Source organism: Pseudomonas zeae, from assembly GCF_014268485.2.
In the GTDB taxonomy this organism is placed as follows: Bacteria; Pseudomonadota; Gammaproteobacteria; order Pseudomonadales; family Pseudomonadaceae; genus Aquipseudomonas; species Aquipseudomonas neuropathica.
On the sequence record NZ_CP077090.1, the window covers coordinates 4,800,324 to 4,821,359 of the forward strand.

Genomic DNA, 21,036 nt, shown 5'->3' on the forward strand with positions numbered 1-21,036 from the left:
ATGCCTGGTCATGAAGCGAGAATACCCATGAGCCCGGTTGGACCGATTGTCGAAAGTCGCGCGAATCACAAGTCCGATTTCAAAAACAGCGCCAGAACCACTGGAGAAGTTGATATGGAACCCCGTGTTACCGAGCTGGAAACCCATCTCAAATACCTTCGACGGGACATGGACGAAATTCGCGGTGATGTCCGAACGATCAAACACCGGCTTGCGTACTCGGCGGGTGCAACAGCGGTAGTGCTGGGTTTGCTGGGCTGGGTGGCCAATAGCCGATTCGATCAGCTTGTGACATTGATCAGCAATTAATTGAATCAGTCATTGCAGGCGCCGCCTGAGTCAGCCGACGCCTGCATTTACGAGATAGCGATCAGTCGAGCAAGTCACTCAGCGGGATGAAGACCACTTCGTCTCCGGCGCTCAGCGTGCGACCTTCCAGCACCTCGACCAATCCATCTGCCCACGCGGCGCTACGCAGTACACCTGAGCTCTGGTTGCGGTAGACAGTCGCCCGTCCTTGCTCAAGGCGGCCTCGCAGGTACTCACGCCGATTGCCTGCCACCGGCCAGTCAAACCCCGCTGGCACGGTAAACTTCAGCGGCTCCACGACCCGAACGCCCTGACGGCGTAACAGATAAGGCCGAGTGAGCAGCGCAAAGGTCACCAGTGTCGACGCCGGATTGCCTGGCAAGCCAATGACCGGCACGTTGCGGAAATGGCCAAAAGTTAGCGGTTTTCCGGGCTTGATCGCCAGCTTCCAAAGGGCAAGCTCGCCCTCTTCACGCAATGCGATACCCAAAAAATCCGCCTCACCCACCGACACGCCACCGGTGGAAAGAATCAGGTCAACATCCTGCAACTCACCCAGACGCGCACGGGTTGTGGCCAGATCGTCCGGAAGAATACCGGCATCGATCACTTCACAACCCAGTCGTTGCAGCCAACTGCACAGCAACACTCGATTGCTGTTGTATATCTGTCCCGGCCCCAGGGCCTGGCCCGGCTCGACCAATTCATCGCCAGTGGAAATCACCGCGACACGAACCTTGCGCACGACCTTCAACCCGGCGCAGCCCAACGATGCGGCTAATCCCTGCTCTATCGGACCCAGCCGAGTTCCGGCGGGCAGGATCAGTTCACCAACTGTGGTTTCCTGACCTTGCGGGCGAATGTTCTGCCCGGCCTTCATCGGTTCAAGGAAACGCACCCTTTCATCGGTTTGAACCTCAGCGTTTTCCTGCATTTCCACGCAATCAGCGCCCGCGGGCACCGGCGCCCCGGTGAAGATCCGTGCACAGGTGCCCGGCTTCAGCGGTTCGGGGGATTGCCCGGCAAACACCTTCTGACTGACCGGCATCGGTTCGCTCGTCCAGTCGGCCAGATTCAGCGCATAACCGTCCATGGCGCTGTTTGGCCAGGGTGGCAGATCCAGCGTCGAAATCAGGTCTTCGCTCAGCACACGCCCCTGAACCTGAGCCAGCGGCAAATACTCATGCTCGACAATCGGCGAGGCCTCGGCCATGTCGAGCAGGCGCTCAAGCGCCAGCTCGACCGGCATCAGCGCTCCGGTCTTGCCCGGCTTACCCACGGGATTCACAAGGCGCTGCCTGCTTCAAATGAGTCACGAAGTTGCACGGACGATGACGCGCGTCCAACTGCTCGCCCAGGATGCCATCCCAACCGGTGCGTACGGCATTGGTCGAACCTGGCAAACAGCACACCAGCGTGCCGTTGGCCAGACCGGCCAGCGCGCGGGACTGAACTGTCGAGGTACCGATATCGGCTACCGAAATCTGCCGGAACAACTCCCCAAACCCGTCGACCTGTTTATCCAGCAGGCAGGCAACCGCTTCCGGCGTGCTGTCGCGACCGGTAAATCCGGTACCGCCGGTGATCAGCACGACCTGCACGACATCGTCGGCAATCCAGGTGGCGACTTGCGCGCGAATTTTGTAGAGGTCATCTTTGAGCAAAACCCGCTCCGCCAAACGGTGGCCCGCCGCCGTCAAGCGATCGACGAAGACCTGGCCTGAGGTATCGGTTTCCAGAGTTCGGGTGTCACTGACTGTCAGCACCGCAATATTGAGCGGCACGAAAGGTACATCAGCCTTGGCTTTCATAGGCTCGTCCAGTTGTAGGAGAAACAGCCCGGTGTTATATCACAGCGCCCTATTTTTTCGCCGCCCCTCTGGAGAGCTGCCATGACCCGCGATTCGCAATTGCCCCCCTGCTCCATTCTGCTCCTGGCAGGCGGGCGCGGCCAACGCATGGGCGGTCAGGACAAAGGCCTGGTCGAGTGGCTGGGCGAACCGTTGATTGCACATTTGCAGCGTAGGGTACGCGGGCTGACTGACGACCTGATCATCTCCTGCAACCGCAACCGCGAGCGTTACGCACCGTTTGCCGATCAATTGGTGGTCGATGACGAGGGCGATTTTCCGGGGCCATTGGCGGGTATTCGTGCCGGTCTGAAAGCGGCGCGCCATAGCCACCTGCTGGTTTTGCCGTGCGACGTTCCGCGAATTGACGCCGCGCTGCTGCAAAGCATGCGCGAGACTGCCAATCAGCATCCTGAAAAACCTTTAATGTTGCGCCATGACGCGCATTGGGAGCCCTTGCTGTGTGTGATTCCGGTGGCCCTTCTAACGGCCTTCGAAGATGCCTGGAATGGAGGTGAACGCAGCCCCGGCCGGGTCATGCGCAGTCTAGGCGCCACTGCCCTGGAGTGCCCTGACAACGACCCGCGGCTGGCCAACCTGAACACCCCCGAACTGTTAAATTCCCATAACACTGTGTCAGACTGACACCATTCAAGGAACTCTCACGCCTTGTATACGTCTCAAGCTCAGTAACCAAAAGAATTCCCATTCGGAGACACACCCATGACTCAACGGACCCTCGCCACTTTCATGCTCGCACTGGGCCTTGCCACCCTCGCCGGTTGCTCGTCGCCTACAGTGATCACCTTGAATGACGGTCGCGAAATCCAGGCCGTCGACACCCCGAAATACGATGACGATTCGGGCTTCTACGAGTTCAAACAACTGGACGGCAAAGAAACCCGCATCAACAAGGATCAGGTTCGTACCGTTAAAGAGCTGTAAGCTCTGGATCGACACCGGATACAGAAAAGCCCGCATTGATTGCGGGCTTTTTCATGGGCGCTCGAAAAGTGAAGTCGATATCACCACTGCAAGGTGATCCGGCTCTCGAATTCGCGCTCCTCACCGGTCACCGGGTCGATAAACCGCAAGCCTTGCGCCAGCAGCTTCAGCGGATTGGCGTAATCGTCCTCGACGTCTTTCAACACCTGCGGATAAAACGGATCGTTGCAGATGCTCGCCCCCAGCGCAGTCATGTGGACGCGCAGTTGATGTTTCTTGCCGGTCACCGGAAACAATCCATAACGCCACAGATCGCCATGCTTTTCCCGAACCTCCACCGCCGTTTCGGTATTGCTGGCACCCACGCCTTCCTGCATGCGGAAAAACGGTTCGCCATCGACCAGACGGCTTTTGTGCACCAAGGGGAAATTCAGATCGGGCAGTGCCGGAGCGATGGCCTCATAACGCTTGTCGATCTGCCGCGTGGGGAACAGCGACTGATAAGCCGATCGGGTTTGCGGATTGGCCGAGAAAATCACCAGTCCCGCCGTATGCCGGTCGATGCGGTGCAGCGGCACCAAGTGAGGATTGTCCAGGCGATGAATCAGCCTGCGCAACAGGGTTTGCTCAACGTATTCGCCGGCGGGCGTCACCGGCAGAAAATGCGGTTTGTCAGCCACCACCAGATGTTCGTCTGCATACAGAATCGACTCGACTACCGGGATCGGCTTCTCGTCCGGCACTTCGCGAAAATAATGAATCCGCAAACCTTCCTTGTAAGGCAAGTCCACCGGGATCGGCTGGCCATGGCCGTCCAGCACGCGCCCCCGAGCGATGCGGTCCAGCCATTGCTCACGGTCAATCGCGCTGAAATGCTCGCACAGGCAATCGAGTACGGTCAGCCATTTACCGGGCGGCAGATAAAGTGTGCTCGCCTGATTCTGAGCAGCGGAAAATGTAGATGTGGACATACGAAAATCGGACCCTCAATGCAGGGCGGCATTATCCAGCACTGAGGGAAACGAACCTAGCGCAGAATGTTCAGGCCGGAATTGTTTTCAGCGCGGCAGCGTCGGTGAATTCCTTGAGCCAGCGCAATACATCAACTGCCTCCCAGCGGCCCGGATCGTACAAGGCGTAGAGCAGCCCCTGATAACCGACCACATCCAGTTGCTTGTGGTAACCGGCACGCTGAAACAAGGCCTCGATTTCGGCAAAGCAAGTGTTGAAATGCAGCTTGTTGAACGGCGTCTTGCCTTCCGTGACCAGCCCGTCCAGGCGCAATTCGAGAACGGCCTCGCGCACCACGTCAACCGACATCCGGTTCACGCTGTTTTTCAACTGTTCGACATTGACCACGGTTCATCCCTCTGACGCATTTACTGTATGAACATACAGTAACCGATGAAACCGCAAAATGCCAAGGAATGCATGGCAGTAGCGACCGACGGGATAAACCAGAAAATGCGGATTAACCCAGAAACGCGACGACCTCATCAGCGCTGAATGGCCAGTCCAGCTCAGCCCCGGTGTCGACACGACGCAGTACCGGAATTCGCAGGCTGTAAGCCGCATACCAAGCCTCATCCTCAGCAATATCGACCAGTTCAACCAACAAACCATGCTCGACAAGAGGCATCAACTCGGCCTCGGCGACTTCACACAAATGGCATCCAAGGGTGCCGAACAGCTGACATTCAGGAGGCATGATTGCTCAACCAAAAAATGAGTGGGCCTATTCTAGGCCGCACCTGAAAACCCGTCGAGCCAGCGCCGCCCAAAGGCTCCAGCCCCTCAACAAAGGGTCACAGGCAAAACCCTGACGCAAATCAGTCCACAGAAAAATCATTTGCGCGATCCTCCCGGTCTTTTTGCCTCTACGCTTGAAAAGCCTGATCTGCCATCGGAGTGTCCAGTGTTTGCCAATCTGTTGATCATCCTCGCCTCGTCCCTCGTGGTCATTGCCCTGTTCCGTCGCCTGCGGTTGCCACCGGTTCTGGGTTACCTGTGCGTCGGACTGCTGGTCGGGCCGAGTGCCTTCGACTGGGTCAACGAAAGCGAACACTTGCCTGACGTAGCCGAGTTGGGCGTGGTGTTTCTGTTGTTTTCACTGGGCCTGGAGTTCTCCCTGTCGAAGATGATCGCCCTGCGCCAGGTGGTGTTTCGTCTCGGTAGCCAGCAGGTGCTGATCAGCACCGCGCTGCTCGGTTTGCTGCTGATGCTGTTGGGCATGCCGATGACTCCGGCGCTGTTGCTCGGCGCCGGGCTTTCGCTGTCATCAACGGCGATTGTGACCAAAGAGCTGGGCAGCCTCGGCGAGGTGTTCAGCAGTCACGGCCAGAATGCCGTTGGCGTTCTGCTGTTTCAGGACGTGGTCGCGGTATTGCTGCTGACGTTGGTGCCGGTGTTTGCCGGCAGCAGCGAACAAGCCTGGTACTGGGCGTTGCCACTGACCCTGGCAAAAACCGTGGTGTTGTTCGTCGGTCTGCTGCTGGCCAGTCGCTGGTTACTGCCGAGGCTGTTTCATGAAGTGGCCGCGTCACGCTCGGCAGAATTGTTCGTGCTGCTGGCGCTGGTGATTGTGCTGTTGACCGCCTGGCTGACACACCTGCTGGGGCTGTCCCCTGCCCTTGGTGCATTTCTGGCCGGCATGTTGCTCGGCGAAAGCCACTATCGACACCAGATCGAGGCGGATATCCGGCCGTTCCGCGACATTCTGCTCGGGGTGTTTTTCGTCAGCATCGGCATGCTCATCGACCTGCAACTGTTCGTCAGTCACAGCCTGCTGATCCTCGGGCTCACCGTCGGTTTGATGGTGATCAAGGGTATCGTCGTGGCCTTGCTGGTGAAATGGCGCGGCAGTGACAGCGAAACAGCATGGCGCAGCGGTCTGGCGCTGGCCCAGGGGGGCGAGTTCTGCTTCGCCCTAATGGCACAGATGCAGCAACACAGCATGATGCCCGAAGCACTGAGCGACCTGCTGCTCGCAGCGACGTTCTGCTCGATGTTGTTGACGCCCCTGTTGCTGCGCGCAGCGCCACGCATCGCAGCAGTGCTGCATCGCAAACCCAATCAGGAGGCGCAAATCGAAGAGATCAGCGCCCTCAACGCCGACCTCAACCAGCATGTGGTGATTTGCGGCTACGGCCGCGTCGGCCAATCCATCGGTCGTTTCATGCGCAACGCCAAGCAGCCTTTTATTGCGCTGGACAATGACCCGGTGCGGGTACAGGAAGCCGCCAGTGGAGAAAGCGACGTGCATTACGGCGACTCGTCGCGCGGCGACCTGCTGATCGCCGTGGGCCTGCTACGCGCCAGACTGTTGGTGGTTGCTGTGGATCAGAGCGACATTGCCCTGCGTATCCTCAAGGAAGCACGTCGGCTCAACGCCCACGTACCGATACTGGTGCGTACCCGCGACGACAGCCAGTGGGCCGAACTGAAAGCCGCCGGCGCCACCGAAGTGGTGCCGGAACTGTTGGAGTCGAGCCTGATGCTCGCCTCCCACGCCTTGATCATGCTCGGCTTGCCGGCGCATCAGGTGCAGGAAAAAGTCGATCAGGTGCGCATCGACCGGTATCGCCTGCTTCACGGTTTTTATCCCGGTAGCGACGATGCCGAGACTTAATCCTGACTTACCGCGCCGATCTTGTGCAGCGACAGGTCGGCGCCGTAATACTCTTGTTCCTGACTCAGGCGCAGCCCGTGCAGCGCCTTGATCACGCCGTACACAGCGAAGCCACCGATCAGCGCCACCGCAACACCCAGCGCGGTGCCGATCAACTGGCTGATCAAGCTGACGCCGCCAATACCGCCGAGCGCAGTCTGGCCGAAAATCCCGCAGGCAATCCCGCCCCACACGCCGCACAACCCGTGCAATGGCCACACACCCAAGACATCGTCGATGCGCCATTTCACCTGGGCGGCGGTAAAGCACCAGACAAACAGTGCACCGGCGATCGCGCCAGTCACCAGCGCGCCGACCGGATGCATCAGATCGGACCCGGCACAGATCGCCACCAGACCGGCCAATGGACCGTTATGCAGGAAGCCTGGGTCATTACGTCCGACAAGCAGCGCCGCCATGGTGCCGCCGACCATCGCCATCAACGAATTGACCGCCACCAGGCCACTGACGCCTTGCAGCGTCTGCGCACTCATCACGTTGAAGCCGAACCAGCCGACAATCAGAATCCACGAACCCAACGCCAGAAAGGGAATGCTCGACGGTGCGAACGCCACCAGACGACCGTCGCGATAACGGCCATTACGCGGCCCCAGCAGCAATACCGCCGCCAGCGCCAGCCAACCGCCCATGGCGTGCACCACCACGGAACCGGCAAAGTCATGAAAAGCGGCACCAAACTGCGCCGTCAGCCACGCTTGCAAACCGTAGTTGCCGTTCCAGATCATGCCCTCGAAAAAGGGGTAGATGAACGCGACAATCAAGGCCGTGGCGCACAACTGCGGCACGAAACGCGCGCGCTCGGCGATGCCGCCGGAAATGATCGCCGGGATCGCTGCGGCAAAAGTCAGCAGGAAGAAAAACTTCACCAGTCCATAACCGTGATCGGCACTCAGCACCGCCGCCGGCTGCATAAAGGTCACGCCATAGGAAATCCAATAGCCTATAAAGAAATAGGCCAGGGTCGAGACGGCGAAATCACTGAGAATTTTCGACAGTGCATTGACCTGGTTTTTCTGGCGCACCGTGCCGACTTCCAGAAAGGCGAAACCGGCATGCATCGCCAGCACCATCACCGCACCGATCAGAATGAACAAGGTATTGGAACTGTGAACCAGGGTGTCCACAGCGCTTTGCAGATTTTCCATAAGCAGGCAGACCTAAAGGCGAAAAAGGCACCAAAGCGGTTCATGCGCACATTTCATGCACCAAGTTGCGACCACGCAGTCACAGATCCGAAGGTCCGACGAACCGCTTTGGCGCACGAGATCGATGTCCTGACACGAACCGGGCTTGTTTGGGATAAGGTTTCTCGAGGCGCACGCCCGGCAACAGCGCACAACCGCCGGGGAACGCACCACGACACAGCAAAAGTTGTACCAGTCATTTGTACTGAACCTTCGCGCAAGGCTCATACTCGAACGCTTCAGACGTCACTTACGGAGATCCACCCATGGCCAGCATCAAGGCAAAGACCGCTCAAGAAATCCTGATGAACGACTTCCAGACTTTGGTCGCCGACACCGAGCGCTTGCTCGAGCACACCGCCACCCTGGCCGGCGATCAGGCCGATGAGCTGCGCGAGCAGATTCACGACAGCCTGCTGCGCGCCCGCGAAACCTTGAAACTGACCGAAGAAACCTTGCGTGATCGCGGTCAGGCGGCGGTCACTGCCACCGAAGATTACGTCTCGGCCAACCCTTGGCAGTCCGTCGGTATTGCCGCCGGTGTCGGCTTCCTGATCGGCCTGTTGGCTACCCGGCGCTGATTATGTCGATCGGTGAATCCGGCCCGACTGCGGGCACCGCCTCTTCAACGCGACGCCTGGGCGCCGCCGTTCTCGGTCTGCTGCACAGCCATGTCGAATTGTTCGGCATTGAATTGCAGGAGCAGAAATCACGTACCGTCAGCCTGTTGCTGTTCGCAGGCCTGGCGTTGGTCTTTGCCCTGTTATTACTGGTGGGCTTATCGACACTGGTGATGATTGTGTTCTGGGACACTTATCGCCTTGCTGCGATCATTGGCCTGTGCGTGTTCTATACCCTGGCCTCGATCTTCTGCGCGCTGCGCCTCAAGGCTGCGATCTTCGATGAGTCTTCGCCTTTCCACGGCACGCTCGAAGAGCTGGCCAACGACCGGGAGCGCCTGCTGCCATGAGCCTGCCTGAACTGCCACACAACAGCTCGCGTCGGGAAATGCGCAAGGCGTTGATCCGCCTGCGCATGGAAATGCATCGTCAGGAAATCCGCCATGAAGCCGGGCAAGTGTTGCAGCCTCTGCAGCGCATGCGCGGCATGTCGCAAAACCTGCAAGGTGGTTTCGGCATCAAACACGCGCCTTTGTGGGGCGTGGCCGCCGTTACGCTATTGGGATTCATCACTGGCAAAGGCGCGAAAAGCGGCGGTGTCGGTGGCCTGACCCGCTTGATCCGGCTCGGCACCAGCCTCGGGCCGCTGATCAAACTGGTGATGCAGAGCTCGGCGAAACGCTAAACAGATACATCTGGCTACATTCTTGCACTGTCGGCGGGATGAACCTCTTTATCCGGAGGTTCAATCCCGCGCGCCTACCCGGTCGGCGGGGTTCACCAGAACAAGAACCACTAAGGAGGCCCCGTGATCGACGGGCAACCGCTCGCCTGCTTTCAGCCTTTCATCGATACCGCCACCGGACGCATTGCCGGCGTCGAAGCGCTGGGGCGCCTGCGCCAGGCCGACGGTCAACTGAACTCGGTTGGGCCTCTATTCGCCGACCCGCGCACGCCCGCCATTGCCCTGCGCCGTCTCGACCGGCAGATCCGCGATAACGCCTTGAGCCGCTTGCATGAAGCGCCGGCAGACTGGTTTCTCAGCCTGAACATGTCGCCACGCTGGATCAGTCGCCTGCGCGCCGATCAAGCCCTGCCCAGCCTCAAACAATTGGCGCGCTACGGTATCGATCCGCAACGCATCGTCTTCGAGATCACCGAACTGGGTGGCAATGGTCAACGTCTGGCCGAAGTCGTCGCACGCTATCGCGAGGCCGGAGCGAGGATTGCTATCGATGACTTTGGCGCCGGCTACTCGCAACTGGATCGGGTGCTGGCGTTGCAACCGGACATTCTCAAACTCGATATGCGCCTGTTCCAGGCCGCGGCACTGGGCGGGCCGAGCAGCGACGTGGTCAAGGCCCTCGCGCAGATGGCCGAGAAGACCGGCTGCTGGATCATCGCCGAAGGCGTCGAGACCGAAGCGCAGTTGAATTTCGCCCTGGAATGCGGATCGCGCTATGTGCAGGGATTCCTGTTCGCACGGGCACAGGAGGCGTTTTTCCCCAGTGACGCGTTCGTCCAACGCTTCGCCGAGCTGCGCCAGCGCTATGTCCGGCAGAAACTCGTGGAGCGCGGACGACTGATGCAAATGCGCCAGCAACTCGCTGAACTGATGTCGATCCTGCAAGCCTGGGCTCAGGCCCATGCCCCTTTGAGCGCTTTGCCACAACTGGACGCCTTCCCCTGGCTGCTGCGGTTTTATCAATGCGATCGCCACGGCACGCAACTGACGCCCAATCTGGAATGGCGGCAGCATGGCTGGGTCGCCGACAATCGCTATCTGGGGCACAACTGGTCGTGGCGCCCGTACTTCTATCATTTGCTCGCCGAAGGTTGGGAGGAGCGGCGCTTGACGCTCTCCAATACCTACCGCGATGCCACCAGCAATCAGTACTGCCTGACAGCCGGGCAGTTTTTCGACAACGGTGAACGTTTGCTGCTGATCGACATTGACGCCGCCGGACTGTAGTTCCGCTTGCAGGGGCGGACGTGAACCGGGAAGCTAGGGGCCAACGCCCCCAGTCACCTGACGGAGAGAATCAGCCTTGGATTGGCACACCCTGCTCAACCGCGAACGCCTCGGCAAGCCGCTGCACAGCCCGCAAGAACTTGGCCGCAGCCCTTTCCACAAAGACCATGACCGCATCATCTTCTCCGGCGCCTTCCGCCGTCTCGGGCGCAAGACCCAGGTCCACCCGGTCACCAGCAACGATCATATTCACACGCGCCTGACCCACTCGCTGGAAGTCAGTTGCGTCGGCCGTTCGCTGGGCATGCGGGTGGGGGAAACCCTGCGCAATGCCTTGCCCGAATGGTGCGACCCGGCCGATCTCGGCATGGTGGTGCAATCGGCGTGTCTGGCCCACGACATTGGCAATCCGCCGTTTGGTCATTCCGGTGAAGACGCCATCCGCCACTGGTTCCAGCAGGCCGCCGGACGCGGCTGGCTCGACGGCATGAGCGAAGCCGAACGCGCCGACTTCCTCAATTTCGAAGGCAATGCCCAGGGTTTCCGGGTCCTGACTCAGCTGGAGTATCACCAGTTCGACGGCGGCACCCGACTGACCTACGCCACCCTCGGCACTTACCTGAAGTACCCGTGGACCGCGCGCCACGCCGACTCCCTGGGCTACAAGAAACACAAATTCGGCTGCTATCAGAGCGAGTTGCCGCTGCTCGAGCAGATCGCCCACAAACTGGGCCTGCCGCAAATCGAAGACCAGCGCTGGGCGCGTCATCCGCTGGTGTACCTGATGGAAGCCGCCGACGACATCTGCTACGCGCTGATTGATCTCGAAGACGGTCTCGAAATGGAGCTGCTGGAGTACGCCGAAGTCGAATCGCTGCTGCTCGGGCTGGTGGGTGATGATCTGCCGGAAACCTATCGCCAGCTCGGCCCGCAGGATTCGCGCCGACGCAAACTGGCGATCCTGCGTGGCAAGGCCATCGAGCATTTGACCAACGCCGCCGCACGGGCCTTTGTCGAGCAACAGGACGCCCTCCTCGCCGGCACGCTGCACGGCGATCTGGTCGAGCACATGCACGGCCCGGCCAAGCGTTGCGTGCTGAATGCCAAGGACATCGCCCGCAAGAAAATCTTTCAGGACAAACGCAAAACCCTGCATGAAATCGGCGCCTATACCACGCTCGAGATTCTGCTCAACTCGTTCTGCGGCGCGGCGCTGGAACAACACAACGGTCGTACACCGTCATTCAAAAGCCGGCGCATTCTCGATCTGCTGGGCAGTAACGCACCGGATCCGCAGGGATCGTTACACACGTCGTTTCTGCGCATGATCGATTTCATCGCCGGCATGACCGACAGCTACGCCAGCGACATGGCGCTGGAAATGACCGGGCGCTCCAGTCACTGACCCGCTCGCCTACGGGCGGCCATAACGATGGCCGCCCGTATCCACACAGCCTGTGATTATCGACCCACAAGTGTCGACTGGCGTCTGATATGGCTGAAATAGCGGCAATTATTGCGCCGACGAATCAGCAACTTTAAACATCTTTAAAAAGCCATTTACGGCCAGTACTTGCAAATCATTCAAGTCAAACTATAAGCCCATTCAAATCCAGCACTTCCTTACGTCAAACCTAGTTTGGTTGTAGTCCGTTTCTTCATTAATTGTAGGATTAATCCGATATCGTGACTGAAGCCATGTCACTTCATGCGAGTGCTCATTCAACTGAGCTAAGGTGCGCGCTTTATTCGTGCTTGCATGGGATTTGATTATGAACTCCGTTTTTATTGTCGACGATCACCCGGTCATCCGTCTCGCCGTTCGAATGCTGCTGGAGCATGAAGGTTACAAGGTCGTCGGTGAAACCGATAACGGAGTCGATGCCATGCAAATGGTGCGCGAGTGCATGCCCGATCTGGTCATTCTCGATGTGAGCATCCCCAAGCTGGATGGCCTCGAAGTACTGGCTCGCTTCAATGCCATGGGTTCCCCGTTAAAGATCCTGATCCTGACGGCACAGTGTCCGACGCTGTTCGGCATTCGCTGCATGCAATCCGGCGCATCGGGTTATGTCTGTAAACAGGAAGACTTGAGTGAACTGGTCAGTGCGATCAAAGCGGTACTGTCCGGTTACAACTATTTCCCCAGCCAGGCATTGAATCCGGTGCGCAGCGACGACATCCGTTTTGCCGAACTTGAATTATTCAAATCCGTTAATGATCGCGAGTTGATGGTCTTACAACTTTTCGCCCAGGGTCGCACTAACAAGGAAATAGCCAAGGGCATGTTTCTGAGTAATAAAACCGTCAGCACCTACAAAAAACGTCTGATGCAAAAACTCAAGGCCAAATCCCTTGTAGAACTTATCGAGATGGCCAAACGAAACGCACTCGTGTGAGAGCCCGCATGCCTAGCCGTTTAAAGGACTATTTAATTGCGTTGAGCGCAGGTTTTTACCTGAGCACCAATGTGTTCGCCATGCCCGGCACCTCACCTGACTACGCCTTGCTCAGCCGGTCGGCGGACGAGCCAGTGCCGGTCACGCTCGAACACTCCCAACGGCAGTGGCTGCTGACACGTAACGAACTGGTCGTGGGCACCTCCGCGCCCGACTACCCGCCTTTTGACATGACGACCAGTGGCAAGGATTACGAAGGTCTGACGGCCGATTACGCCGGGCTCCTCGGCCAGGCCACCGGTCTACCGATCCGGGTGCAGCGCTTTCCCTCTCGGGACGCGGCGATTAGCGCACTGGTCGATGGCCGGATCGACCTGCTCGGTACCGCGAACGGTTTCGAAGCAGGCAATGCCAACCTGGCGCTGTCGATACCCTACGCCGTTGACATGCCGGTGCTGGTTACCCGCGAGGACGAAACCCGCTCACTCACCGAAGGCCTGGCCGGGCTGCGATTGAGCATGGTCTATCACTATCTGCCGTTGCCCGAAGTCAAGGCGCTGTACCCCAAAGCGCTCATCACCTGCTACCCCTCCTACCAGAATGCAATCAACGCCGTGGCGTTCGATCAGGCCGATGTGTTTCTCGGCGACACGCTTTCAACTCACTACATGATCAACAAGGGTTATCTGAACAACGTGCGCATGGCGAATTTCGGCAAGCAGGAAGCCCAGGGATTCAGCTTCGCCGTGCGCCGCAACAACCCACAACTGCTGGCGATCATCGATGCAGTACTAAAAGCTGTGCCGGCCAGTGAGCGTGACAATATTGCCAAGCGCTGGAGCGCTGGCAGTGATCTGCTGCTCACCGACCGGAAACTGCAACTGACCCAGCGCGAAGAAGCGTGGCTCAAACAACATCCGGTCGTCAGTGTGGTGGTCAATGAAGCGTTCGCGCCGCTGACATTCTTTGACAACGACGGTAATTTTCGCGGCATCAGTGCCGACCTGCTCGAGCTGATCCGCCTGCGCACCGGCCTGCGTTTCGAGATCCGTCGCAGCCGCAACGACGCGGAAATGATCCAGCAGATCGACCGTCATCAAGCCGATCTGATCGCCGCATTACTGCCGACGGCGGAGCGCGAGAAAACCCTCAATTTCAGTCGTCCCTATCTGGAAAACTCCTACGTTCTGCTGACCCGCAAAAGCGCGGATGGTCCGACCAATCTGGGCAAGCTCAAAGGCAAGCGACTGGCGATTGCCCAAGGCAATCCGATGGTCGAGTACCTGCGTCGGGAATATCCGCGCATCCAGTTGATCGAAACGGCAGATACGTTCAGCGCGGTGTCCCAGCTCGCTGAAGGCCATGTCGACGGTGCGGTGAACTCGCTGGTGATTGCCAACTACTTCATTTCTTCACGAATCTTCAATCAGGCGCTGCAGATCACCACCACGATCGGCACGGGCCAGGCGGCGTTTTCACTGGCGACCGCGCGGGACAACACGGAACTGACATCGATCATCAACAAGGCGTTGTTGAGCATCGCCCCCGACGAACTGGGGGTGATCAATGGACGCTGGCGCGGTTACTCGACTGTCTCGCAGAACATCTGGCACAACTACCAACGCCTGTTCTATCAAGTGATCATCGGCGCTTTCCTGTTACTGCTGTTGCTGTTGGTCTGGAACGCTTACATGCGCCACCAGATCAAAAAACGCCAGGCTGCCGAACGAGCGCTGAACGACCAGTTCGAATTCATGCGTTCGCTGGTCGACGGCACACCGCATCCAATTTACGTGCGCGACCGCCAGGGCCGCTTGCAAAGTTGCAATGAGAGCTATCTCGAAGCATTCAATGCCCGCCGCGAGGATGTCATCGGCAAAAACGTCATCGATGGCTCCCTGAGCAATGCCTTCGAGGCCCAGGCCTTTCAGGCCGATTACCAGCGTGTCATCGCCGAAGGCACGCCGATGGTCGTCGACCGGCCCCTGCACATCGGCAACCGGCGTCTGACGATCTATCACTGGATACTGCCGTACCGCGACTCCAGCGGTGAGGTGAAAGGCATCATTGGCGGCTGGATCGACATCAGCGAGCGCCGCCAGTTGTTCGACGAGTTGCGTACGGCCAAAGAACGGGCGGATGAGGCCAACCGGGCGAAAAGCACCTTTCTGGCGACCATGAGCCACGAGATCCGCACGCCGATGAACGCGGTGATCGGCATGCTCGAACTGACGCTCAAACGCATGGATCCGCAGCATCCGGATCGCTCATCCATCGACACCGCGTACCACTCGGCCAAGGACTTGCTGGGTTTGATCGGCGACATTCTCGACATCGCACGGATCGAATCCGGGCGTCTGAGTCTTTGCCCGGAACGGGTCAATCTGGTCGATACGGTGACGTCAGTCGCCAGGATCTTCGACGGTCTCGCCCGGCAGAAAAACCTCTCCCTGCAAGTCATCTTCAACCCACCGGATCTGGCCGTCGATGTGCATCTGGACCCACTGCGTTTCAAGCAGGTGCTGTCGAATCTGGTCAGCAATGCGATCAAATTCACTGAGCAGGGGCATGTGCGGATCACCCTCGACCTCATGAACACCGATGTACCTGCCCGCGCCCTGATGCAGCTGACCGTACAGGACAGCGGCGTCGGTATCAGTGCCGAGGATCAGCAGCGCTTGTTCGAACCGTTTGCCCAAGCGGAAAACAGCAGCCAGCAAGGCAGAGGTGGTGCCGGCCTGGGGCTGGTGATCAGCCGCAACCTGTGCGAAATGATGGGCGGGAAATTGCAATTGAGCAGCCAGCCTGGCATCGGCACCCAGGTCTGCGTCTCGCTGGCACTGGAAACGCTGCCGATACAACTGAGCACGGTCAAAAGTGAATCCCCAATCAAGGCATCGCAGACCCCCTTACGCGTGTTGGTGGTGGACGACCATCCCGCCAATCGCCTGCTGATGTGTCAACAACTGGAGTTTCTCGGCCATCACTTCAGCATTGCCGAGAACGGTTGCAGCGGCCTGGAACTGTGGAAGACCGGTCACTTCGATCTGGTGATTGTCGACTGCAACATGCCGTTGATGAATGGCTATGATCTGACCCGCGCCATTCGTCAGCAGGAACTGCAGGCGCGCTGTCCGCCATGCACCGTGCTGGGTTTCACGGCCAATGCGCAGCCCGAAGAAATCCAGCGCTGCAAGCAGGCCGGCATGAACGACTGCCTGTTCAAACCCCTGAGCCTGAGCCTGCTCAGCCAGTGGGTCGATGGCATCACACCGACATCAGCGCCGCCGGCTTTCAACCTGCAGAACCTGAACATGCTGACCGGTGGCAATCCGGCCCAGGCTCGCCGTCTGCTGACGGAGTTGCTCAAAAGCAGCCGTCTCGACCGAGAGGAACTGCTCGCGCTGTCGCCGGAACAGGATCGCAGAGCGCTGGCGGTGGTCGCTCACAAAATCAAGGGTGCGGCACGTATCGCGCAGGCATCGCGCGTGATCGAGTGTTGCGATGCCCTTGAGCAGGCCTGCGCCGAGGCCATGGCGACAGACGAAGTCGCTCGCCGTTGCGAGGCGAGCAACCGCGCCATGCTCGAACTGGAGCAGGCATTACAGCAACAATTGGCGGTGTCGGATCGAAGCACAATGAGCTTGCCTTAACTATGCTTGGCGCTGAGCAGTGAGTTAACCATCATGGAGAGTCCGAAATGCCCAGCCCACTGCGCCCGGAGCAACGCCGGTTTCCGCTGCATGTGCACATCAGCGTCATGTTCACATTCCTGTTGCTGCTCACCGGGGTCGTACTGGGCCTGTTCAATTACCACCAGACCACGCAGATCATCCTGTCGAGCAGCGAAAAGCTGTTCGACAGAATCGAACAAGACGTACGTCTGGACATGTCCGCAACCTATCAGCCGATTCGGCACCTGCTGAGTTTGCTGGCGGATGACCCCGCCACTCAGGCCGCGCGCCTTGAACAACGCTTGCCCTTGCTCCGACCGTTTAGCCAGTCGCTCAGCGATAATCCCAATCTGGCATCGCTATATCTGGGTTATGCCAATGGCGATTTCTTCATGGTGCGTCCGCTGCGCAGCGCCGCGATCAAGACATTGCTCAAGGCCCCTGAAGCGGCGGCGTATCAGGTCTGGAGTATCGAACATGACCCGCAGGGCGCGATGCACTCGCTATCGCTGTTTTTTGACCAGACATTGTCGCTGATCAGCCGTCAGGACAACCCCGACGACAGCTACGATCCGCGTAGCCGCGCGTGGTTCAACCATGCTCGCCAGCAAAACGAACAAATCACCACCGAGCCCTACGTGTTTTTCTCCACGCGCAATGTCGGCACGACGCTGGCCCGACGCAGCGGCGAGAACGCCGTCATCGGTGCTGACCTGACGCTGGTCGCCCTGTCGGCGGCGCTGAGCAAACATGTCGTCACACCCTCCACCGAAATTGCCCTGTTCGATGCCGACGGCAACGCTGTGGCCTATCCCGACAGCGAGCGCCTGATCGTCGATAGTAGCGGCGCGCATCTGGCCAAAGCGGCGGATCTGAGTCCGGGCTTGCATGCGCTGTTGTCCGGCGCAGCCACAGGCAATCGCCTGGAAGCCGATGGTCGCCAGTGGATCGTCGCCCGCAGCAACATTCAGGAGGGCGGTCCGAAAGGTTTGCAGTTGGCGCTGCTGGTGCCCGAGGACGAGTTATTGATCGATGCCTACCGCCTGCGCTGGCAAGGCGCGCTGATCACCCTCGCGACCCTGCTGCTGTGCCTGCCGCTGGGCTGGGTGATTTCGCGAATTCTGGTCAAGCCGTTGCATGCACTGGTCAAGGAAGCCGACGCGATTCGCAGTTTCGATTTCAACTTTCCTCTGGCCCGCCGCTCGCCGGTGCTTGAAGTCGACCAGTTGAGCGTGTCGATGGCGCGGATGAAAGACACCCTGGCGAGTTTCTTCCGGATTACCGACACCCTCGGCGCCGAAACCCGCTTCGCCCCGCTGCTGCAACGGGTGCTGTTTGAAACGGTGCAGATTGCGCAGGCGCAGGCAGGGCTGATCTATCTGCGTGAAAGCGACAGCAGCCGCATGGAGCCATACGGGCTGGTGATCGATGGTACGTCTCAGGCGTTGGAAGCATTCGACATTCAGGGCCACGACCTGCAGCAGAACAAAGGGCCGGAGTGGTTTGAACAATTGGTCGGCGCCAACAACGTGGTGAGCAACTTCGGCGTCGATCAGGCCGGCGACTTGCAGAAGGTCCTGCTGGCAATGCAATCGCCCCGCATCCATCTGATCGGCATCCGCCTGCACAACCGCCACGACGAAACCATCGGCCTGCTGATTCTGCTGGTGAGCGACAGCGGCACGGCAGCCGATCTGGAAAAACTGCGCCCTGATCGCATCGCGTTCCTCCAGGCTGTCTCCGGCGCGGCGGCGGTCAGTATCGAGAGCCAACGCCTGCAAGCCCGCCAGAAGCAATTGCTCGACGCCTTCATTCAACTGCTCGCTGGCGCCATCGACGCCAAGAGTCCGTACACCGGCGGCCATTGTCAGCGCGTGCCAGAGCTGACGTTGATGCTCGCTCAGGCGGCAGCGGCAAGCGAGGCGCCAGCGTTCAGTGCCTACCAACCGAGCGAGGATGAATGGGAAGCCTTGCACATTGCCGCGTGGCTGCACGACTGCGGCAAGGTGACGACGCCGGAATACGTGGTCGACAAGGCCACCAAACTGGAAACCATCAACGACCGTATTCATGAAATTCGCACGCGTTTCGAAGTGCTCAAGCGTGATGCCTGGATCAGCTATTGGCAGGCGCGCGCTCTGGGCGGCGATGAGACTGCACTGGCCAAATTGCGCGATGCCACGCTGACGGCGCTGGACGACGATTTTACGTTTGTCGCGCGCTGCAATCTGGGCAGTGAAGCGATGGCAGAGGCGGATCTGCAGCGCCTTGACCATCTGGCGCAACGCACCTGGCTGCGCACCCTTGATGACCGCTTGGGCGTGTCATGGGAAGAGAACCGGCGTCAGGCGCGCACGCCGGCACCGAGTCTGCCGGTCAGTGAAAAGCTTTTGGCAGACAAGCCAGAGCACTTGCTTGAACGCGACCCGAACGAGTTGATCCCCGAAGACAATCCATGGGGCTTCAAACTGGATGTACCGCACCACAAATACAATCGCGGCGAGCTGTACAACCTGAGCATCAACCGTGGCACCCTGACCCGCGAAGAGCGTTACATGATCAATCACCACATGGTGCAGACGATCATGATGCTCAGCCACCTGCCCTTCCCCGGCCACCTCGACAGCATTGCCGAAATCGCCGGCGGTCATCATGAAAAAATGGACGGCACCGGTTACCCGAAACGCCTGAAGCGTGAGGACATGAGCCTGCCCGCGCGGATGATGGCGATTGCCGATATCTTTGAGGCGCTGACCGCAGCCGATCGCCCGTACAAAAAGGCCAAAACCCTGAGCGAGGCCTTGGCGATCATGGCCACCATGTGCCGTGAGGCGCACATCGATGCTCAGCTATTCGGATTGTTCATCAACGAAGGCGTTTACATGCAGTACGCCGTGCGTTTTCTCGATCCCGCACAGATCGATAACGTCGATCCGGCCAGCCTGTTGCACAAGGCTGGCCTCACCGCATGATCAGCAGTCGGTCAGACGCAGGAAAATCGCTGCCAGTTGCTCGATGCCGGCCTGATCCTGCTCGGTAAAACGCGACAGTTTCGGGCTGTCGAGGTCGAGTACACCGATGAGGCGCCCTTCCTTGACCAACGGCACGACCAGCTCGCTGTTCGAGGCGCTGTCGCAGGCGATATGCCCCGGGAACGCGTGTACGTCTTCAACGCGCTGGGTTTGCCGAGTGGCCGCCGCCGCGCCACACACACCACGGCCAAACGGGATGCGCACGCAGGCGATCTGCCCCTGGAACGGACCAAGCACCAGTTCTTCGTTGCGATTGAGGTAAAAGCCCGCCCAGTTCAGGTCATCGAGCTGGTTGAACAGAAACGCCGAAAACTGCGCGGCGTTGGCGATGAAATCGCGCTCGTCCGCCAGCAGCGATTCCAGTTGTGCGGCCAACATGCCATAGCCTTCGAGGCCCTGGCCGCTTTGTTGCAAATCAATCATGCCTTGTGCTCCAACAATTTCAGTCCCACCCAGTAACGGGCGAATTGGTACGCGCAACGTCCGTTGCGATTACCGCGGCCGGTGGCCCAACGCACGGCAAGGATGTCCAGTGCTTCGTCGCGCTGCCAGCTCAGGCCGGCCTTGGCGGCCAACTGACCGATCCAGTGTTCGACGACGTTAAGGAAGTGTTCTTGGGTAAACGGATAGAACGACAGCCACAGACCGAAACGGTCCGACAGCGCGATCTTGTCTTCAACGGCTTCGCTGGGATGCAGTTCGCCGTCGACGCGTTTCCAGTTTTCGTTATCGCTCTCCTTTTCCGGCACCAGGTGGCGGCGGTTGGAGGTGGCGTACAGCAAGACATTGTCCGGGGCCTGCTCGAGCGAGCCGTCGAGGACGCTTTTGAGAACGCGATAATCGCCTTCACCGGATTCGAACGACAAGTCATCGCAAAACAGCACGAAGCGTTGTGGCAGCTTGCCGATCTGCTCGACTACCCGCGGCAGATCCGCCAGATGATCACGCTCGATCTCGATCAGGCGCAGGCCGGTAGCTGCGTGTTCCGCCAGCAAGGCCCGCACCAGCGACGACTTGCCGGTACCGCGCGACCCCCAGAGCAACGCATGGTTGGCCGGCATGCCATCGAGAAACTGCTGGGTGTTGCGCCCCAGTTGTTCGAGCTGACGGTCAACGCCGATCAGGTCGGACAGGCGCATGTCGAGGCTGACTTCCAGCGGCATCAGATAGCCGCTGCGCCCGTCGCGTTGCCAGCGCGCCGCCAGACAAGTGCCCCAGTCGATCACCGGCCGTGGTGCCGGCAACAACGGTTCGATACGCGCCAGAACCGACTCGGCGCGTTCAAGAAAAGCATTTAATCGGGAATCCACGTCTTCTCCTCGGGCACGTTCACAGTGATGATGGTGAATCCTGCGACGACACA

20 protein-coding genes are annotated in these 21,036 nt (G+C 59.3%); 12 read left to right on the forward strand and 8 right to left on the reverse strand.

Annotated elements, in window-relative coordinates:
* Positions 1-309: a hypothetical protein gene (locus HU754_RS21040; RefSeq protein WP_175559630.1), complete on the forward strand. Its 309-nt coding sequence runs from the start codon at positions 1-3 to the stop codon at positions 307-309.
* A 61-nt stretch (positions 310-370) separates the two neighbouring features.
* On the opposite strand, the gene HU754_RS21045 is transcribed toward HU754_RS21040, so the two are convergent.
* Both HU754_RS21045 and moaB read right to left on the reverse strand, forming a co-directional pair.
* Complete coding sequence (locus HU754_RS21045; protein ID WP_186620622.1) at positions 371-1,597, reverse strand: molybdopterin molybdotransferase MoeA; 1,227 nt, start codon at positions 1,595-1,597, stop codon at positions 371-373.
* A complete protein-coding gene (gene moaB / locus HU754_RS21050; protein WP_093435105.1) occupies positions 1,581-2,120 on the reverse strand; it encodes a molybdenum cofactor biosynthesis protein B in 540 nt (179 codons plus the stop codon). The genes HU754_RS21045 and moaB overlap by 17 nt, the downstream gene beginning before the upstream one ends.
* An 81-nt stretch (positions 2,121-2,201) precedes the next feature.
* Between moaB and mobA the strand changes: the two genes are divergently transcribed.
* The gene (gene mobA / locus HU754_RS21055; protein ID WP_186620621.1) at positions 2,202-2,804 is read left to right on the forward strand and encodes a molybdenum cofactor guanylyltransferase MobA; all 603 of its coding nucleotides are present in this window, start codon (positions 2,202-2,204) and stop codon (positions 2,802-2,804) included.
* Between the two features lie 78 nt (positions 2,805-2,882).
* On the forward strand, positions 2,883-3,104 hold the full coding sequence (locus HU754_RS21060) for a YgdI/YgdR family lipoprotein (RefSeq protein ID WP_007908660.1): 222 nt from the start codon (positions 2,883-2,885) through the stop codon (positions 3,102-3,104).
* An 80-nt stretch (positions 3,105-3,184) separates the two neighbouring features.
* On the opposite strand, the gene HU754_RS21065 is transcribed toward HU754_RS21060, so the two are convergent.
* From HU754_RS21065 to HU754_RS21075, 3 genes are all read right to left on the reverse strand, one after another.
* Positions 3,185-4,075, reverse strand: coding sequence for a pseudouridine synthase (locus HU754_RS21065; RefSeq protein ID WP_093435109.1), 891 nt, complete (start codon positions 4,073-4,075; stop codon positions 3,185-3,187).
* Positions 4,076-4,145: 70 nt separating this feature from the next.
* Entirely contained in the window at positions 4,146-4,463 is a 318-nt protein-coding gene (locus HU754_RS21070; protein WP_093435111.1) for a transcriptional regulator, read from the reverse strand.
* Positions 4,464-4,575: 112 nt separating this feature from the next.
* Positions 4,576-4,812 carry a glutaredoxin family protein gene (locus HU754_RS21075; RefSeq protein ID WP_099756840.1) on the reverse strand — a complete coding sequence of 79 codons (237 nt, stop codon included), beginning with the start codon at positions 4,810-4,812 and terminating at the stop codon, positions 4,576-4,578.
* Between the two features lie 207 nt (positions 4,813-5,019).
* Between HU754_RS21075 and HU754_RS21080 the strand changes: the two genes are divergently transcribed.
* Positions 5,020-6,732, forward strand: coding sequence for a cation:proton antiporter (locus HU754_RS21080; protein WP_186620619.1), 1,713 nt, complete (start codon positions 5,020-5,022; stop codon positions 6,730-6,732).
* On the opposite strand, the gene HU754_RS21085 is transcribed toward HU754_RS21080, so the two are convergent.
* Positions 6,729-7,937 (reverse strand): ammonium transporter, encoded by a 1,209-nt coding sequence (locus HU754_RS21085; protein ID WP_095048442.1) that lies wholly within the window; start codon positions 7,935-7,937, stop codon positions 6,729-6,731. The two genes, HU754_RS21080 and HU754_RS21085, sit on opposite strands and share 4 nt — an antisense overlap.
* A gap of 305 nt (positions 7,938-8,242) precedes the next feature.
* Between HU754_RS21085 and HU754_RS21090 the strand changes: the two genes are divergently transcribed.
* From HU754_RS21090 to HU754_RS21125, 8 genes are all read left to right on the forward strand, one after another.
* Positions 8,243-8,557: an ElaB/YgaM/YqjD family protein gene (locus tag HU754_RS21090; RefSeq protein WP_007908653.1), complete on the forward strand. Its 315-nt coding sequence runs from the start codon at positions 8,243-8,245 to the stop codon at positions 8,555-8,557.
* A gap of 2 nt (positions 8,558-8,559) precedes the next feature.
* A complete protein-coding gene (locus HU754_RS21095; protein ID WP_007908652.1) occupies positions 8,560-8,946 on the forward strand; it encodes a phage holin family protein in 387 nt (128 codons plus the stop codon).
* The gene (locus HU754_RS21100) at positions 8,943-9,281 is read left to right on the forward strand and encodes a hypothetical protein (protein WP_093435122.1); all 339 of its coding nucleotides are present in this window, start codon (positions 8,943-8,945) and stop codon (positions 9,279-9,281) included. Before HU754_RS21095 ends, HU754_RS21100 begins: the two co-directional genes overlap by 4 nt.
* 123 nt (positions 9,282-9,404) lie before the next feature.
* Entirely contained in the window at positions 9,405-10,568 is a 1,164-nt protein-coding gene (locus HU754_RS21105) for an EAL domain-containing protein (protein WP_093435124.1), read from the forward strand.
* Positions 10,569-10,644: 76 nt separating this feature from the next.
* Complete coding sequence (locus HU754_RS21110; protein WP_093435126.1) at positions 10,645-11,973, forward strand: deoxyguanosinetriphosphate triphosphohydrolase; 1,329 nt, start codon at positions 10,645-10,647, stop codon at positions 11,971-11,973.
* 367 nt (positions 11,974-12,340) lie between these two features.
* Positions 12,341-12,967: a response regulator transcription factor gene (locus tag HU754_RS21115; RefSeq protein ID WP_007908640.1), complete on the forward strand. Its 627-nt coding sequence runs from the start codon at positions 12,341-12,343 to the stop codon at positions 12,965-12,967.
* An 8-nt stretch (positions 12,968-12,975) separates the two neighbouring features.
* A complete protein-coding gene (locus HU754_RS21120) occupies positions 12,976-16,620 on the forward strand; it encodes a transporter substrate-binding domain-containing protein (RefSeq protein WP_186620617.1) in 3,645 nt (1,214 codons plus the stop codon).
* Positions 16,621-16,667: 47 nt separating this feature from the next.
* Complete coding sequence (locus HU754_RS21125) at positions 16,668-19,613, forward strand: HD domain-containing phosphohydrolase (RefSeq protein ID WP_186620615.1); 2,946 nt, start codon at positions 16,668-16,670, stop codon at positions 19,611-19,613.
* On the opposite strand, the gene HU754_RS21130 is transcribed toward HU754_RS21125, so the two are convergent.
* Both HU754_RS21130 and HU754_RS21135 read right to left on the reverse strand, forming a co-directional pair.
* The gene (locus tag HU754_RS21130) at positions 19,614-20,096 is read right to left on the reverse strand and encodes a GAF domain-containing protein (RefSeq protein WP_186620613.1); all 483 of its coding nucleotides are present in this window, start codon (positions 20,094-20,096) and stop codon (positions 19,614-19,616) included.
* Positions 20,093-20,983, reverse strand: a complete 891-nt coding sequence (locus HU754_RS21135) for an ATP-binding protein (RefSeq protein WP_093435135.1) — start codon at positions 20,981-20,983, stop codon at positions 20,093-20,095. Before HU754_RS21135 ends, HU754_RS21130 begins: the two co-directional genes overlap by 4 nt.
* Positions 20,984-21,036 lie beyond the last annotated feature (53 nt).